This window comes from Micromonospora sp. PTRAS2 (genome assembly GCF_054052245.1).
Map to the genome: position 1 here is coordinate 195,264 of NZ_JBSWBU010000002.1, position 16,284 is coordinate 211,547.

Sequence of the window (16,284 nt, forward strand, 5' to 3'; positions counted from 1 at the left end):
CGGTGGTGCCGCCTACGGTGGCGGGATGAGCGTGTCGACGAGTCGTGCCCGCGCGACGCCGGCCCCAGCCCCTGCGCCGGCCGGGCCGCAGGAGCACCCGCCGTCGGAGCAGCACCCGCCGTCGGAGCAGCACCTGGAGAGGCACCGGGTGGAGCTCACCGGCTACTGCTACCGGATGCTCGGCTCGGCCTTCGACGCGGAGGACGCCGTCCAGGAGACGCTGCTGCGCGCCTGGCGGGGGCTGGCCGCGTTCGACGGCCGGTCCAGCGTCCGCACCTGGGTCTACCGGATCGCCACCAACGTGTGCCTCGACCTGCTGCGCGGCCGGTCCCGCCGGGCGGTCCCGACCGACCTCGCCGGGCCGTCGGCGCCGGTGCTGTCGGCGCTGGGCGAGCCCCGGCCCGCCGGGGAGTGGGTCGGGCCGGCCCCCGACGCCCGGGTGCTGCCCGTTGGCGGGGATCCGGCGGAGGTGGCGGTGGCCCGGGAGTCGGTGCGGCTGGCCTTCGTCGCGACGTTGCAGCACCTGCCGCCCCGGCAGCGGGCGGTGCTGATCCTGCGCGACGTGCTGCGCTGGCGGGCCGACGAGGTCGCCGGCCTGCTCGACACCAGCGTGGCGGCGGTCAACAGCGCGTTGCAGCGGGCCCGCGCGACGCTGGCCGCCCGGGGCGTCGACGCCGACCCGCCGGCCGCCGCCCTCGACGCCGCGCACCGCGAGCTGCTCGACCGCTACGTGCGCGCCTTCGAGCGGTACGACATCGACGCGCTGGTCGCGCTGCTGCGGGCGGACGCCGTGCAGACCATGCCGCCCTACCGGCTCTGGCTGCGCGGCGCGGGTGACATCGGGTGTTGGATGACCGGCCCGGGGGCCGGCTGCGCGGGCTCCCGGCTGGTCCCGGTGGCGGTCAACGGCGGCCCGGGGTTCGCGCAATACCGGCGGGACCCGGCGGGCGGTCACCGGCCGTTCTCGATCCAGCTGGTCGGCTGCTCCGGCGGCCGGGTCGCCCGGCTCAACTACTTCCTCGACCCGGCCCTGTTCCCGCTGTTCGGGCTGCCGGACCGGCTGCCCTGAGCCGGCCCGGCGGCCCGGTCAGCCCTTGTCCGCGCCGTCGTTGGCGTCCCGCACGAAATACCGCTGGAAGACCACGAACAGCACCGCCACCGGGATGGTGGCCAGCAGCGCCGCGCCGAGCTTGAGCGGATACTGGGTGCCCTTGCCCAGCGAGCCGCTGACCAGGTCGGCCAGGCCGCGCGGCAGGGTGAACAGGTCCGGGTCCTGCACCGCGACCAGGCTGTGCGGGAACTCGTTCCAGGAGCCCTGGAACGACAGGATGGTCAGCGTGATCAGCGCCGGCTTCGCCATCGGCAGCACCACCGACCAGAACGTGCGGAAGACGCTCGCCCCGTCGATGCGGGCGGCCTCCTCCACGCTGACCGGGATCGACTCGAAGAACTGCTTCATGATGAACACGCCGGCCGCGTCGGCGAGCAGCGGCACCACCAGGCCGGCGTAGCTGTCGTACATGCCGAGCTGGTTGAGCACGAGGAACTTCGGGATCAGCAGCACCACGCCGGGCACCGCCAGCACCGCGACGACCGCGGCGAAGAGCCCGGCGCGGCCCCGGAAGCGCAGCCGGGCCAGGGCGTAGCCGGCGAGCGAGTCGAAGAACACCCGGCCGAGGGTGACCAGCACGGTGACCAGCAGCGAGTTGCCGAGCCAGAGCGGGAAGGCGGTGCCCGCGAAGATCCGTTCGAAGCCGGCCAGCGACAGCGGGTCCGGGATGGGCGAGAGCGGGTTGGCCGCCGCGTCCGGCTCGGTCTTGAGCGAGTTGCCGATCTGGATGACGAACGGGTAGAGGAACACCAGCGCAAAGAAGACCAGGATCGCGTACCCGACGAGGCGGCTCGCCAGCGTGCGGGCCGCGCGGTCGTGGGCGCGGCGCGGCCGGGCGGGCGGCGCGGGTGCCGCCGGCCGGTCGGTGAGCACGGCCATCTCAACCCCCTTCCGGTACGCGTCGACGCCACCACCGGCCGCGGCGGGGCGCGGCGGGCTCCCGGTCGGCCATCAGCCGGCGCTGGAGCAGGGTGAGCACGATGATGATCAGGAACAGCACGAACGAGATGGCCGCGCCGGAGCCGTAGTCGAAGTCCCGGAACGCGGTGCGGTACGACAGGTACGCGGGGGTGAGCGTGGTCTTTGCCGGCTCGCCCTGGCTCATCACGTACACCTGGTCGAAGACCTGCCAGGAGCCGATCAGGCCGAGGGTGAGCACGAGGAACGTGGTCGGCTTGATCATCGGCAGGGTGACGTGCCGGAAGCGCTGCCAGCGGCCGGCCCCGTCGAGGGTGCTGGCCTCGTCGAGGGCCACCGGGACGTTCTGGAGCGCGGCGAGGAACATCAGCATGAACGTGCCGGAGGTGGTCCAGACGACCAGCGTGATGATCGAGACCATGGCGACGCTCGGCCCGGACAGCCAGTCCCACCAGCTCAGCCCGAGCGGCCCGCCGGCGGCGAGCGCGGCCGGCGGCGCGTCCACGCCGACCGCGCCGAGCAGCAGGTGCAGCACGCCCCGGGAGTCGGCGAACCACTGCGGCCCCCGGATGCCGAGCATGCCGAGCAGGGCGTTGACCGCGCCGGAGTTGGCGAACAGGAACAGGAAGACCACGCTGATCGCCACCGAGCTGGTCACCGACGGGAAGTAGAACGCGGTGCGGAAGAATCCCCGGCCCCGCAGCATCCGGTTGTTGACGACGAGGGCGAGCCCGAGGGCCAGCGCCGTCTGGGTCGGCACCACGATCGCCACGTAGTAGGCGTTGTTGCGCAGGCTGGTCATGAAGTCGCGGCGGGCCAGCCCTTCCTCGGCGAACAGCCGGGTGTAGTTGTCGGCCCCGACGAACGGGACCCGACCGGTGAACGGGCTGCCCTGGCCGTTCCAGTCGGTGAGGCTCACCCAGAGCGCCATCAGGATCGGCAGCAGCAGGAACAGGCCGAGGATGACGACCACCGGGGCGACGAAGAGCCACCCGGCGAGGTTCTCGTTGCTCCGGACGCCGCGGGCGACGCGGTTGCCCATCTTCCCTCCTCCCTGGAAGGAAGGGCCCCTTGTTAACGCATACGGTTAATAAGGGGCCCTTCCTTGCACCTCAGCCGGCGAGCGCCGCCTTGGCGTTGGCGTCGAAGCGGACGAGGACGGCCTTCGGGTCGCCGTTGGCCAGCCCCTGCAGGCCGGTGTCGAGGTCGCCGAGGACGCTGTCCATCTTCGGCGCGTTCACCGGGCCCTGGGCGTACTGCGCGCCGTCGACGAACGGCTTGTCGGCCGGGAAGGCGGCGGTGTACTGGTCGCGCACGGACTGCCGGGACGGCATGACGCCGAACGCCTTGGCGAACGTCATCTGCTGGTCGCCGGCGGTCATCGCCTCGACGAACCTGATCGCCTGCTCCTTGTACCGGCTCTTGGCGGCGATGCCCCAGCACTGGGTGAAGGAGAGCGTCCCCTTGCCCTTGGGGCCGGCGGGCAGCTCGACGACGCGGTACTTCACGTCGGGGAAGTCGTTCTGCAGGGCGCCCTTGATCCAGTTGCCCTCGATGGTCATGACGGCCTTGCCCTTGCCGAACGCCTCGCCGGACCAGCCGGCGTCGAGCTGCTTCGGGTACCGGGCCAGGCCCTCGTCCAGCATCGTCCGCACGTACTGGAGGGCGGCCAGGTTCTCCGGGGTGTCAGCCGTGGCCTGCTTGCCGTCGGGGCTGACCAGCCAGCCGCCGTTCTGCACGAGGAACGCGCCGATCCGGTCCCGGGTGTCGCCGAGGGCCAGCGGCACCAGGCCCCTGGCCTTGATCTTGCGGGCGGCGGCGGTGAGCTGGTCCCAGGTGGTCGGCACGTCGGCGTCGGTCAGGCCGGCCTTCGCCCACAGGTCCGTGTTGATCTGGAGCGCCAGGGTGGAGAAGTCCTTGGGCGCGCAGTAGAGCTTGCCGTCGTACGTGAACGTGGTGCGCAGGCTGGGGTAGAAGTCGTCCGGGCTGCTGATCCGGTCGCCGTAGGGCTCCAGCGCGCCGACGCTGGCGTAGTCGGCGAACCGGCTGGCGTCGACATAGAAGACGTCGGGCGGGCTGCCGCCGGCGAGGGCCTGGCCGAGCTGCTGGGTGAGGTCCTGCGCCGGGGTGACGGTGGCGCTGTTTCCGGAGCCGGCGGCCCACGTCGCGGCGGCGGCCTGGACCGCCTTCGTCTCGGCGTCGCCGGAGGACCCGATCAGAATCTGGAGGCTGGCCGGGCCGGTGGACTGGGCGGCGTCGGTGGAGTCGTCGAAGCCGCTGCCGCAGGCGGCGGAGCCGAGCAGCGCCACGGCGGCGACGCCGGCGACTGTCGCGCGGCGCAGGGATCGGGGTGTCATCTCACTCTCCTGGGGGTGGTGGGGTCACGCGGTCTGGCGTCGCACCAGCGAGGGCTGGAGCAGCACCGGGGAGTCGACGGGCTGCCCGTCGAGCACGCCGGTGAGCAGGTCGACGCAGCGGGCGGCGGCCACGCCGAGGGGCTGGCTGACGCTGGTGAGGCCGACGGCGGCGGCGACGGGGGTGTCGTCGAAGCCGACGACGGCGACGGGCCCGCCGGGCGTCGGGGGGCCGGCGGGCGGGGCGTACGCGGCGCTTCCGCGCACCGCCTGGAGCGCGCCGAGGGCGAGGGAGTCGCTGGCGCAGACGACGGCGGTCGGCGGCTCGGCCGCGGCGAGCAGCTCGCGCATCGTCCGTTCGCCCTCGGCGATGCCGTCGACGGTCTCGCGGTCCAGCCCGCCGGGGTCGACGCCGGCCTCGCGCAGCGTCTCGTGCCAGCCGGAGCGGCGCTCGCCGCCGACCGCCGAGGTGGGCAGCGGCCAGCCGATGTAGCCGATCCGCCGGTGGCCGGTGGCCAGCAGGTGGCGGGTGGCCTGGGCCGTCCCGGCGGCGTTGTCGACGTCGACCCAGGGGTGCGGGTCGGGCGCGTCCCACGGGCGGCCAAACGTCACGAACGGCACGTCCCGCCCGGCCAGCCAGGCGGTACGGGGGTCGCCGCGCTCGGTGCCGGTGAGCACGAACGCGTCCAGGTCGTACGCGCCGAGCAGGTCGTCGAAGGCGTCGATCTCCTGGTGGGCGTCGGTGGCGGTGTAGAGCATGACCCGGTAGCCGGCGCTCTCGGCGGTCTCGGTGAGCCCGTGCAGGAACCGGTCGAGCACGGAGCCGTTGATCCCGTCCCGGGTCGGCTCGATGCGCACGGCGATGAGCCGGGACCGGCCGGTGCGCATCTGCCGGGCGGCCTGGTTGGCGCGGTAGCCGAGCTCGGTGATCGCCTCCTGCACCCGGAGTCGGGTCTCCTCGCGGACGATGTGCGGCGCGTTGAGCACGTTGGACACCGTCTGGCGGCTCACCCGGGCATGCGCGGCCACAGTGGAGATGGTCACCTTCTGCGACATGAATCCCCCTTGCGGTCTTGAACGATCAAATGCCGATCCGGCAGGATTAGATCGTTCAAGTTGCCGGAATGTTTCGAACCTTGCACCGCCCCGGACGATCTGTCAAGACTGGAGCCCCGCCGTGACCCCACCCCGCCTGCAACCCCTGCTGCACGACCTCGTCGGGCTGGTCCACGCCCCGACCAGCGCGCTGGGCGACGCGGCCGGACAGGTCCGCCCGTCCGGCGTGCAGGGCGTCTTCCACGCCGACGCCCGCGTGCTGTCCCGGGCCGAGCTGCGCGTCGACGACCGCGAGCCCGAGGCGCTGGCCCGGGGGCCCGTCGGCCCGCACGCCGCCCGCTTCGCCGGCCTCGCCCGGTGGCTCGGCGACCCCGGGCCCGACCCGACCGTCCGGGTCGACCGGGTCCGCCGCCTCGCACCGGCCGGCCTCGCCGAGGAGATCCACGTCGTCTCCACCGCCGCCACCGGGGTACGGGCCACCGTCAGCGTCGACCTCAGCTGCGACCTCGCCCCGATCGAGCTGGTCAAGTCCGGCGACGCCGCCGACCCGTTGGCGGCACGGACCGACGGCCCCGGCCGCCTCGCCTGGTCCGGCGGCGACACCACCGTCACCGTCACCGGCGAGGGCGCGACCGTCGACGCCGCCGGCGACCGGGCCACCGCGCCCCGGCTGAGCTGGCCGGTCGAGCTGCCCCCGCGCGGCACGGTCACGCTGCGCTGGCGGCTCGCCGTCGACGACCCCCGCGCCGTGGTGACCGCCCCGCCCGCCGCACCCACCTGGGCCCGCCCCGAGGTCACCGCCGACGACCGGCGGCTGGTGCGCCTGCTCGACCGCTCCCTGGACGACCTGCACGCCCTGCGCCTGGCCGAGCCCGCCCACCCCGGCGACGTCTTCCTCGCCGCCGGGGTGCCCTGGTTCCTCACCCTCTTCGGGCGCGACAGCCTGTGGGCGGCCCGGATGCTGCTGCCGCTGGGCACCGAGCTGGCCGCCGGCACGCTGCGGGTGCTCGCCCGGCGGCAGGGCACGCGGGTCGACCCGGCCACCGGCGAGGCCCCCGGCAAGATCCTGCACGAGCTGCGCCGGCACGAGTTCGCCGCCGGCGCGGGGCTGCGGCTGCCGCCGGCGTACTACGGCACGGTCGACGCCACCATGCTCTGGGTCGCCCTGCTGCACGACGCGTGGCGCTGGGGGCTGCCGGCCGAGCAGGTGCAGCCGCTCCTGCCGCACCTGGAGGCCGCGCTCGCCTGGCTCGGCGAGCACGCCGACGCCGACGGCGACGGCCTCGTCGAGTACGTCGACACCACCGGCCACGGCCTGGCCAACCAGGGCTGGAAGGACTCGGGCGACGCCGTCCGGTTCCGCGACGGCCGGCAGGCGCAGGCGCCGATCGTCCTGGCCGAGGTGCAGGGCTACGCGTACGAGGCGGCGGTCGCCGGTGCGGCGCTGCTGGACGCGTTCGACCGCCCCGGCGGGGACCGGTGGCGCGCACACGCGGCCCGGCTGGCCGACCGGTTCCGGGCCACCTTCTGGGTCGACGGGCCGCACGGCCCCCAGCCGGCGCTGGCGCTGGACCGGGACAAGCGCCCGGTCGACTCGCTGACCAGCAACATCGGCCACCTGCTCGGCACCGGGCTGCTCACCACCGACGAGTCGGCGCAGGTGGCCCGGCTGCTCACCACCGAGGCCCTGGCCGGCGGCTTCGGGCTGCGCACCATGTCCACCGGCGACGCCGGGTTCAGCCCGCTGTCGTACCACTGCGGTTCGATCTGGACCCACGACACGGCGATCGTGCTCGCCGGGCTGGCCCGGGCCGGCTACCGCACGGCGGCGCTCGGCCTGGCCGACGGGCTGCTCGCCGCCGCCGAGGCGTTCGACCACCGGCTGCCCGAGCTGTACGGCGGCGACGACCGGGAGCTGCTCGGGCGGCCCGTGCCGTATCCGGCGGCGTGCCGGCCGCAGGCGTGGTCCGCCGCCTCGGCGGTGCTGCTGCTCCAGGCCGGCGTCGGGCTCTACCCCGACGTGCCGGCCGGCCGGGTGCGCCTGGCCCCGCTCGCCGGCCCGGGGCTCGGCGCCCTCGCCGCGCGCAACCTGCGCGTCGCGGGCGCCCGGGTCGACGTCACGGTCACCGCCGCCGGCGAGGCCACCGTCGACCGCCTCCCGTCGGCCCTGACCGCCACCCCGGTCCCCGCCCCCCGCCCCGCCGCCGAGGCGGGCGTCAGGGGGTCGGCGGGGTGACCAGCTCGGCGACCACCTCGTCGTCCTCCCACTCGCCGGTCGGCGCGAAGCCCAGGCGGGGATAGAGGGTGGCCGCGGCCGGGTTGTCGGGGTGGTACGACAGGCGCACGGCGGCGCAGCCGGGCTGGGCGCGCAGCCACGTCGCCAGGGTCGCCACCGTGGCCGCCCCGACCCCCCGGCCCTGCTCGGCGGCGTCGACGACCATCCCGCCGAGCCAGCGGGCGCCGTCGTCGTCGACGCCCCACATGACGTGCCCGACGACGGTGTCGTCGGCGTAGACGGCCAGGGAGGTCCACACGTCGCCGCGCAGGCTGGTCAGCAGGTAACGGGCCGCCATCGGGTAGACCCAGGCGCGCTGGTCGTCGCGGGGCGCGACGTCGGCGACGGCCCGCCAGTTGTCGTCGTCGACCGGACGCAGGGTGACGTGCCGGCCGGCGCGGTCGCGGAGCTTCGAGTCGATCACCCGGGCAGCCTAGGTGCGGCGCGGCCGGCCGGCGACCGCTTTCCCCGCCGCGCCGGCCCGGTGGGCGCGGCCCGTCAGTCGAGCAGCGGGTCCAGGCCGATGGTCAGGCCCGGGCGGGTACGCACCGCGCGCACCGCCAGCAGCACGCCCGGCATGAACGACACCCGGTCGTACGAGTCGTGCCGGATGGTCAGCGTCTCGCCGGCCGTGCCGAACAGCACCTCCTGGTGGGCGACCAGGCCGGTGGCGCGGACGGCGTGCACGCGTACCCCGTCGATGTCGGCCCCCCGCGCGCCCGGCACCTCGTCCTTCGTGGCGTCCGGGGCGGGGCCCAGACCGGCCTCGGCGCGGGCCTGCGCGATCCGGCGGGCGGTGTGGGTGGCGGTGCCGCTGGGGGCGTCCAGCTTGCGCGGGTGGTGCTGCTCGATGATCTCGACGGACTCGAAGTGGCGGGCCGCCCGCTCCGCGAACTGCATCATCAGCACCGCGCCGATGCCGAAGTTGGGGGCGATCACCGCGCCCACCTCCGGCCGGGCGGCCAGCCAGTCGCGCACCTGGTCGAGCCGCCGCCCGGTGAAGCCGGTGGTGCCGACCACGGCGTGGATGCCCGCCTCGACGCACCAGCGCAGGTTGTCCATCACGACGTCGGGGGTGGTGAAGTCGACTGCCACCTCGGCCCCGGCGGCGGCGGACCGGTCGTCGCCCTGGTCGAGCGCCGCCACCAGCTCCATGTCGGCGGCCGCCTCGACGGCCCGGCACACCTCGACGCCCATCCGGCCCCGGGCACCCAGCACGGCGACCCGGATCGGCCCCTGCGGGCCCTTCCCCTGCTCGTCAGTCACGGCCACAACCTATCCCAGCCGCACCGGCCGCACCGGGCCGGTCGCCGGCCGTCCCACGGGCGGACGGCGACGCCGCCGCGACGGGCCGGGCCGCCGGTCAGGCGGAGAAGTCGCGCTCGCCGAACGGGCCGACGACGGCCAGGGACATCGGCTGGGCCAGCAGCTCGGCGGCGAGGGTGTTCACGTCGGCCGCGGTCACCGCGTCGACGCGGGCCAGCAGCTCGTCCACCGGCATCAGGTCGCCGTAGAGCAGCTCGCCCTTGGCCAGCCGGCTCATCCGGGAGCCGGTGTCCTCCAGGCCCAGCACGAACGAGCCCTTGCTCATCCCCTTGCCCCGGGCCACCTCGGCCTCCGTCAGCCCGTCTGCGGCCACCCGGCGCAGCTCCGCCCGGGTCAGCTCCAGCACCTCGTCGACCTTGCCGGGGGCGCAGCCGGCATACACGGCGAACACGCCGCTGTCGGCGTACTGGCTGGCGTAGGAGTAGACCGAGTACGCCAGGCCGCGCCGCTCCCGGATCTCCTGGAACAGGCGGCTGGACATGCCGCCACCGAGGACGTTGTTGAGCACCCCGAGGGCAAAGCGCCGCCCGTCGACGCGGTCGATGCCGGGGCAGCCGAGGATGACGTGCGCCTGCTCGGTCTCCTTCGGCTCGACCAGGGTGGCCGCGGGCTGCACGCGTACCGCCGGGGTGGCCGACCGGTGCGGAGCCGGCGCCGCCGGGCCGGTGTCCAGCGGGGTGCCGGCGAGCGCCTCGCGGACCAGCCGGACCACGACGGCGTGGTCGAGGTTGCCGGCGGCGGCGACCACGATCTGCGGCGCGGTGTAGTGGCGGCGGTAGAAGTCCTGGATCTGCCGGCGGGTCATCGGGGTGACCGTCTCCTCCGTGCCGGAGATCAGCCGGCCGAGGGGGTGGTCGCCGTAGACGGCGCGGGTGAACAGGTCGTGCACCTCGTCGCCCGGCTCGTCGTCGTGCATGGCGATCTCTTCGAGGATGACGCCGCGCTCGGTCTCCACGTCGGCCGGCTCCAGCAGCGAGTCGGCGACCGCGTCGCACATGACGTCGATGGCCAGCGGCAGGTCCTCGTCCAGCACGCGGGCGTAGTAGCAGGTGTATTCCTTCGTGGTGAAGGCGTTCGTCTCGCCGCCCACCGCCTCGATCTCGGCGGAGATCTCCAGGGCCGTGCGCTTGTGGGTGCCCTTGAAGAGCAGGTGCTCCAGGAAGTGCGCGGCACCGGCCTGCGGGCCGGTCTCGTCGCGGGAGCCGACGGACACCCAGATGCCGAACGACACGCTGCGCATCGCGGGGATCGCCTCGGTGAGCACGCGCAGCCCGCTGGGCAGCACGGTACGGCGTACCGTCCCGCCCAGCGGGTCGTCGCTCAGCGTGCGGGTGACCGCGCGGGCCGACCCGCCGGCCCGCCCGGGCTGCCCCCCGGCGGCGTGCCGGACGGCCCCGGACGGGGCCACCCCCCGTCGACCCGCAGGGAAAGACGCGCGCTGGGCCCGGCTCACGGAAACCTGCTCTCAGTTCGACGAGGGGTGGGTGGTGCGGTGCCGCCGGCCGCCCGTCCCGGGCGGCCGGCGGTGGTGGTGGTGGGAACGTCAGCTGTGCCGGGTCCGGCGGCGCGGACGCTCGCCGCCCTCGCCGCCCTCGCCGCCGCCCTGGCCGCGCTCGCCGCCGCCCGGGCCACGACCGCCCCGGTCGCCGCGCTCGCGGTCCCCACGGTCACGCGGGCCCCGGTCGCCGCCCCGGCCGGCCGGACGCTCGTCGCCGGCGACCTCGCCGGTGGCGGCCGGCGCCTCGGCGCCCTCCGGGCGGACCTTGTCCAGGTAGATCTTGCCGCGGGCGTCGATGTCCGCGATCTCCACCTCGACCTTGTCGCCGACGTTGAGGAAGTCCTCGACCTTGTCGACCCGCTTGCCGTCGCCCACCTTGGAGATGTGCAGCAGGCCGTCGCGGCCCGGCAGCAGCGAGATGAACGCGCCGAACGCGGCGGTCTTGACCACCGTGCCCAGGAACCGCTCCCCCGCCTTCGGCAGGGTCGGGTTGGCGATCCCGTTGATCCGGTCGACGGCGGCCTGGGCCGACGGGCCGTTGGTCGCGCCGACGTAGATGGTGCCGTCGTCCTCGATGGAGATCTCGGCGCCGGTCTCGTCCTGGATGGCGTTGATCGTCTGGCCCTTCGGGCCGATCACCATGCCGATCTTGTCGACCGGGATCTTCACGGTGGTGACCCGCGGCGCGTACTCCGACATCTCGGCCGGCGCCTCGATGGCCCGCTGCATCACGTCGAGGATGGTCTGCCGGGCCTCGTACGCCTGCTGCAGCGCGGCGGCCAACACGTCCGACGGGATGCCGTCGAGCTTGGTGTCGAGCTGGAGGGCGGTGACGAACTCCGGCGTGCCGGCGACCTTGAAGTCCATGTCGCCGAACGCGTCCTCGGCACCGAGGATGTCGGTCAGCGTCACGTACCGCGTCTTGCCCTCGACCTCGTCGGAGATGAGGCCCATGGCGATGCCGGCCACCGGCGCCTTCAGCGGCACACCGGCCGAGAGCAGGCCCAGCGTCGAGGCGCAGACCGAGCCCATCGAGGTGGAGCCGTTGGAGCCGAGCGCCTCCGAGACCTGCCGGATGGCGTACGGGAACTCCTCGCGCGAGGGCAGCACCGGGATCAGCGCCCGCTCGGCGAGCGCGCCGTGGCCGATCTCGCGCCGCTTCGGCGAGCCGACCCGGCCGGTCTCACCGGTCGAGTACGGCGGGAAGTTGTAGTTGTGCATGTAACGCTTGCGGTTCTCCGGCGAGAGGGTGTCCACCATCTGCTCCATGCGCAGCATGTTGAGGGTGGTCACGCCCAGGATCTGGGTCTCGCCGCGCTCGAACAGCGCCGAGCCGTGCACGCGGGGCAGGACGCCGACCTCGGCGGTCAGCGGGCGGATGTCACGCGGGCCCCGGCCGTCGATCCGGACCTGCTCGCGCAGCACCCGGTTGCGGACCTCGGACTTGGTCAGCGACCGGAACGCGGCGGACAGCTCCTTCTCCCGGCCCTCGAAACGGCCGCCCAGCTCCTCGGCGACCTTGGCCTTGATCCGGTCCAGGGCCTCCTCGCGGTCGGCCTTGCCGGCGATCTTGAGGGCCTCGGCCACCTCGGCGCGGGCCACGTCGGCCACCGCGTCGTAGACGTCGGGCTGGTAGTCGAGGAAGACCGGGAACTCGGCGACCGGCTTGGCGGCCACCTCGGCCAGCTCGCTCTGCGCGCGGCACAGCTCGCGGATGGCCGGCTTGGCGGCCTCCAGGCCGCTGGCGACGACCTCCTCGGTCGGCGCGGTGGCGCCGCCCGCGATCAGGGTCACGGCGTGCGGGGTCGCCTCGGCCTCGACCATCATGATCGCGACCTCGCCGTCGGCGAGGGTGCGGCCGGCCACGACCATGTCGAAGGTGGCCCGGGCCAGCTCCTCCAGGGTCGGGAAGGCTACCCACTGGCCGTCCACGTGCGCGACGCGGGTCGCCCCGATCGGGCCGGAGAACGGCAGGCCGGAGAGCTTGGTCGACATCGACGCGGCGTTGATCGCGACCACGTCGTACGGGTGCTGCGGGTCGAGCGCGAGGACGGTCTCGACGACTTGGACCTCGTTGCGCAGGCCCTTGACGAACGACGGGCGCAGCGGCCGGTCGATCAGCCGGCAGGTGAGGATCGCGTCCTCGCTGGGCCGGCCCTCACGGCGGAAGAACGAGCCGGGGATCCGGCCCGCGGCGTACATCCGCTCCTCGACGTCGACGGTCAGCGGGAAGAAGTCGAACTGCTCCTTCGGCTGCTTGCCGGCGGTGGTGGCGGACAGGACGACCGTCTCGCCGAGCTGGGCGACGACGGAGCCGGCGGCCTGGCGGGCCAGCCGGCCGGTGGAGAAGGTGATCTCGCGGGTGCCGAAGGACCCGTTGTCGATCACGGCGGTGCGGGACTCGGTGCCGAGGTTGTGCTCGGTCATAGTGCGGTGGTGCTCCTTCGCATCGGGGGGTCCGCGACGCGGGGAGCTGCTCAGACGGCCGGTCTTCGATCGAAGCGCCCGGGGTGCCGGCGACTGCCGGGGCTCCCGGGGGCCACTACCGGAGACCGGTACGCTGACCGGCTCCCTGTCGGGTGGTCGCGCGGCCCCTGTTGTTCCTTCGTGCCCTCAAACCCTGAGGGCCGTTCTTCGTATCCGGTTGTTCTTCAGTGCCCGGTTGTTCTTCAGTGCCCTCAGACCGTGAGGGCCGTTCCTTCGGTCACCGGGAGGTGGTTCCTTCCGGACCTTCCCTCCGGCCCGATGGCCTGTTCCGCCCGATCCCGGACGCCTGAACGGGCGCTCAGGTGGTGGACGCCGAACGGGGGAGCGGCCCGCGCGGGCCGCTCCCCCGTGACGTCATCGGCGCAGGCCGAGCCGCTCGATGAGCGACCGGTAGCGGTTGATGTCCTTCTTCTGGACATAGTTGAGCAGCCGACGGCGACGGCCGACCAGCAGCAGCAGCCCACGGCGGCTGTGGTGGTCGTGCTTGTGCACCTTCAGGTGCTCGGTGAGCTCGGCGATCCGCTTGGTGAGGACCGCGACCTGCACCTCCGGCGAGCCGGTGTCGCCCTCGGCGGTCGCGTACTCCGCGCGGATCTTGGCCTTGGCTTCCTGGTCGAGCGCCATGTTCTCCCTGTTTCGTGGGTTGTTCGGTGATGTCCGTCGGATCGGTCAGGGGACCGGAAACGGACCGGCTCCTCGCTCCCGCGGCGTCGTGCAGGCACGCGAGGCCCCACGTCGGTCAGCCGACGTCCCAGCCAGCCTACCAGCCCCGCGCGGAACCGCCCGCCAAGGCCGGCCGGGCGGGCCCGGCGGCCGGCCTTGGCGGGCCTTGGCGGGCCTTGGTGGGCCTTGGTGGGCGGGCCTTGGCGCGGGCCCGGCGGGCGCTTCCGCCGGCCGGCGAGCCGCTCGCGCGCCACGTCGGCGAGTTGCCGGCGCGCCACGCCTGGCTGGCTTGCCCGCGAGCTGCCCGCGCGCCGCGGCGGCTGCCCGCGAGCTGCCCGCACGCCATGGCGGCGACATGGGGGTATCCCGGCGGCGGGAAGCCGCTATGTCGCCGACATGGCGGCGGCCTGCCCGCGCGACATGGCGGCTGCCCGCGCGCCGCGGCGGCTGCCCGCGCGCCGCGGCGGCTGCCCGCGCGCCACGGCGGCGCCACACCCGGAGGCATGGCGGCGCCACACCCGCCGACATGGCGGCGACCCGACCGATGGGGCACGCCGCCAACCGGCCGCTGGGCCGACCCGGCCTGACGGTCAGGCGATGCCCAGCATCCGGCGGATCCGCGCCACGTCCTGGTTCATCTGGGCGATCAGCGGTTCCACCCCGTCGAACCGCACCTGGCCGCGCACGTGCTCGGTGAAGTCCAGGGCCACCCGCTCGCCGTACAAGTCGCCGGAGAAGTCCAGCACGTGCGCCTCGACCCGCCGGTCCCGGCCGGAGAACGTCGGATTGGTCCCCACCGAGATCGCGGCGGGCATCCGCTCCCGGCCGTCCTTGCGCAGGAACCAGCCGGCGTAGACGCCATCGGCGGGCACGGCCGCGTGCGGGTGGCAGAGCAGGTTGGCCGTCGGGAAGCCCAGCTCCCGGCCGCGCTGGTCGCCCAGGACCACGACCCCCTCCAGCCGGTGCGGACGGCCGAGCGCGGCCGCCGCCGCGGCGACGTCGCCGGCGTCGATGCGGGCCCGGATGTACGTGGACGAGAAGACGGTGTCGTCCTGGGCGACCAGCGGCGCGTCCTCGACGGCGAAGCCGAACGTCCGGCCGAGCTCCTCCAGCAGCGCCACGTCGCCGGCCGCCCGGTGCCCGAACCGGAAGTTCTGCCCCACCACCACGAGGGTGGCGTGCAGGTGCTCGACCAGGATGTCGTGCACGAACGCGTCGGCGGGCAGCCGGGAGAACTCCGGCGTGAACGGCACCACGCAGAGCACGTCCACGCCCAACGCCTCGATCAGCTCGGCCTTGCGGGTCAGCTCGGTGAGCACCGCCGGGTGCGAGCCGGGGCGGACCACCTCGGCCGGATGGGGGTCGAACGTCACCACCACCGACCGCACCCCCAGCTCACGGGCGCGGGCCACGGTGTGCCCGATCGTCGCCTGGTGGCCCCTGTGCACGCCGTCGAAGACGCCGATGGTGACGACCGAACTGCCCCAGCCGTCGGGCGTGGCGTCGTACCCCCGCCACCGCTGCATGACGCTCCTCCCCTGTCGTTGCCCCTGCCGGCCTCGGCCGGTCGTACCCCGCCGGCCGGGGCCGGCGGTCACCTGTCCCCGCCGTCACGCCGGGGCGAGCACGATCTCCGCGCGCGCCCGACCGTCCCGCTCGCTGACGATAGCGATCAAAGCGCCGTCGGGGCCGAAGACGGCGTACGGCCCGGCGATCCCGACCGGGTCGAGCGGGCCGCCGTGGGAGAGCACCTTCGCCTCGTCGGCGGTGGCCTCCCGGCGCGGGAAGAACCGGTCGGCCGCCGCGTCGAGGGGCAGGTTCACCACCTCGGGGGCGCGCCGCTCCAGCTCGTCGAGGGTCGCGGCCTCGCCGAGGGCGAAACCGCCGACGGCCGTACGGCGCAGCGCGGTGAGGTGGCCGCCGACCCCGAGCGCCAGGCCCGCGTCCCGGGCCAGCGCCCGGATGTACGTGCCGGACGAGCAGGTCACGTCGATGTCCACGTCCACCACGCCGGGCGTGTCCCGGCGGACGGCCAGCACGTCGAGGCGGCTGACGGTGACCCGGCGGGCGGGCAGGTCGACGCTCTCGCCGTCGCGCACCCGCTTGTACGCCCGCTCGCCGTTGATCTTGATGGCGCTCACCGCGCTCGGCACCTGGTCGATGTCGCCGGTGAGCGCGGCGAACGCCGCCCGGACCGCCTCGTCGGCGACGGCGTCGGCGGGCGTGACGGTGATCACGTCCCCCTCGGCGTCGTCGGTCACGGTGGCCTGCCCGAGCCGTACGGTGGCGGCGTAGCTCTTCCCGGCGCCGATGACGTACGTCAGCAGCCGGGTGGCCCGACCGACCCCGATCACCAGCACGCCGGTGGCCATCGGGTCGAGGGTGCCGCCGTGCCCGACCCGCCGGGTGCGCGCCAGGCGACGGATCCGCGCCACCACGTCGTGCGACGTCATGCCGCCGGGCTTGTCGACCACGATCAGACCGTCTGCGCTCACGACCGCCAAGCCTGCCAGACGGCGTCACGCCCCCCGCCACCGCACGGCACAATGCGGCGCACCCCTGGTGAGAAGGGTGCCCTTCTCTACCAAATGCGTTA

Annotated in this window: 13 protein-coding genes; 2 read left to right on the forward strand and 11 right to left on the reverse strand. The window is 74.4% G+C overall.

Translation table 11 applies throughout. From position 1 onward, the window contains the following. Positions 1-25 precede the first annotated feature (25 nt). Complete coding sequence (locus ACVMYR_RS06825; protein WP_457121369.1) at positions 26-1,069, forward strand: sigma-70 family RNA polymerase sigma factor; 1,044 nt, start codon at positions 26-28, stop codon at positions 1,067-1,069. Positions 1,070-1,087: 18 nt separating this feature from the next. On the opposite strand, the gene ACVMYR_RS06830 is transcribed toward ACVMYR_RS06825, so the two are convergent. The 4 genes from ACVMYR_RS06830 to ACVMYR_RS06845 all read right to left on the reverse strand — a co-directional run bounded on the left by ACVMYR_RS06830 (position 1,088) and on the right by ACVMYR_RS06845 (position 5,439). After that, on the reverse strand, positions 1,088-1,990 hold the full coding sequence (locus ACVMYR_RS06830) for a carbohydrate ABC transporter permease (protein ID WP_353899041.1): 903 nt from the start codon (positions 1,988-1,990) through the stop codon (positions 1,088-1,090). A 1-nt stretch (position 1,991) separates the two neighbouring features. Then, complete coding sequence (locus ACVMYR_RS06835) at positions 1,992-3,071, reverse strand: carbohydrate ABC transporter permease (RefSeq protein WP_077936709.1); 1,080 nt, start codon at positions 3,069-3,071, stop codon at positions 1,992-1,994. 70 nt (positions 3,072-3,141) lie between these two features. Then, positions 3,142-4,386 carry a sugar ABC transporter substrate-binding protein gene (locus ACVMYR_RS06840; RefSeq protein WP_457121370.1) on the reverse strand — a complete coding sequence of 415 codons (1,245 nt, stop codon included), beginning with the start codon at positions 4,384-4,386 and terminating at the stop codon, positions 3,142-3,144. A 24-nt stretch (positions 4,387-4,410) separates the two neighbouring features. Continuing rightward, a complete protein-coding gene (locus tag ACVMYR_RS06845) occupies positions 4,411-5,439 on the reverse strand; it encodes a LacI family DNA-binding transcriptional regulator (RefSeq protein ID WP_077936707.1) in 1,029 nt (342 codons plus the stop codon). Positions 5,440-5,560: 121 nt separating this feature from the next. On the opposite strand from ACVMYR_RS06845, the gene ACVMYR_RS06850 reads away from it, so the two are divergent. Further along, the gene (locus ACVMYR_RS06850; RefSeq protein WP_457121371.1) at positions 5,561-7,675 is read left to right on the forward strand and encodes an amylo-alpha-1,6-glucosidase; all 2,115 of its coding nucleotides are present in this window, start codon (positions 5,561-5,563) and stop codon (positions 7,673-7,675) included. Here ACVMYR_RS06850 and ACVMYR_RS06855 read toward each other — a convergent pair. The 7 genes from ACVMYR_RS06855 to truB all read right to left on the reverse strand — a co-directional run bounded on the left by ACVMYR_RS06855 (position 7,656) and on the right by truB (position 16,183). Further along, on the reverse strand, positions 7,656-8,138 hold the full coding sequence (locus ACVMYR_RS06855; protein WP_396790468.1) for a GNAT family N-acetyltransferase: 483 nt from the start codon (positions 8,136-8,138) through the stop codon (positions 7,656-7,658). The genes ACVMYR_RS06850 and ACVMYR_RS06855 overlap by 20 nt on opposite strands. Positions 8,139-8,212: 74 nt before the next feature. Then, positions 8,213-8,980, reverse strand: coding sequence for a 4-hydroxy-tetrahydrodipicolinate reductase (gene dapB / locus ACVMYR_RS06860; RefSeq protein ID WP_077936719.1), 768 nt, complete (start codon positions 8,978-8,980; stop codon positions 8,213-8,215). A 97-nt stretch (positions 8,981-9,077) separates the two neighbouring features. Next, on the reverse strand, positions 9,078-10,448 hold the full coding sequence (locus ACVMYR_RS06865; protein ID WP_396790466.1) for a M16 family metallopeptidase: 1,371 nt from the start codon (positions 10,446-10,448) through the stop codon (positions 9,078-9,080). Between the two features lie 135 nt (positions 10,449-10,583). Further along, a complete protein-coding gene (locus ACVMYR_RS06870; RefSeq protein WP_353899047.1) occupies positions 10,584-12,965 on the reverse strand; it encodes a polyribonucleotide nucleotidyltransferase in 2,382 nt (793 codons plus the stop codon). A gap of 414 nt (positions 12,966-13,379) precedes the next feature. Further along, on the reverse strand, positions 13,380-13,649 hold the full coding sequence (gene rpsO, locus ACVMYR_RS06875) for a 30S ribosomal protein S15 (protein WP_043962418.1): 270 nt from the start codon (positions 13,647-13,649) through the stop codon (positions 13,380-13,382). A 629-nt stretch (positions 13,650-14,278) separates the two neighbouring features. Beyond that, the gene (locus ACVMYR_RS06880; protein ID WP_043962417.1) at positions 14,279-15,214 is read right to left on the reverse strand and encodes a bifunctional riboflavin kinase/FAD synthetase; all 936 of its coding nucleotides are present in this window, start codon (positions 15,212-15,214) and stop codon (positions 14,279-14,281) included. 84 nt (positions 15,215-15,298) lie between these two features. Then, a complete protein-coding gene (truB, locus tag ACVMYR_RS06885) occupies positions 15,299-16,183 on the reverse strand; it encodes a tRNA pseudouridine(55) synthase TruB (protein ID WP_043962416.1) in 885 nt (294 codons plus the stop codon). Between the last annotated feature and the right edge of the window lie 101 nt (positions 16,184-16,284).

Coding starts and splice junctions, on each gene's coding strand:
- rpsO (WP_043962418.1), bottom strand. CDS start 13,649: ATGGCGCTCGACCAGGAAGCCAAGGCCAAGATCCGCGCGGAGTACGCG.
- ACVMYR_RS06880 (WP_043962417.1), bottom strand. CDS start 15,214: ATGCAGCGGTGGCGGGGGTACGACGCCACGCCCGACGGCTGGGGCAGT.
- ACVMYR_RS06830 (WP_353899041.1), bottom strand. CDS start 1,990: ATGGCCGTGCTCACCGACCGGCCGGCGGCACCCGCGCCGCCCGCCCGG.
- ACVMYR_RS06825 (WP_457121369.1), top strand. CDS start 26: ATGAGCGTGTCGACGAGTCGTGCCCGCGCGACGCCGGCCCCAGCCCCT.
- ACVMYR_RS06870 (WP_353899047.1), bottom strand. CDS start 12,965: ATGACCGAGCACAACCTCGGCACCGAGTCCCGCACCGCCGTGATCGAC.
- ACVMYR_RS06845 (WP_077936707.1), bottom strand. CDS start 5,439: ATGTCGCAGAAGGTGACCATCTCCACTGTGGCCGCGCATGCCCGGGTG.
- ACVMYR_RS06835 (WP_077936709.1), bottom strand. CDS start 3,071: ATGGGCAACCGCGTCGCCCGCGGCGTCCGGAGCAACGAGAACCTCGCC.
- ACVMYR_RS06840 (WP_457121370.1), bottom strand. CDS start 4,386: ATGACACCCCGATCCCTGCGCCGCGCGACAGTCGCCGGCGTCGCCGCC.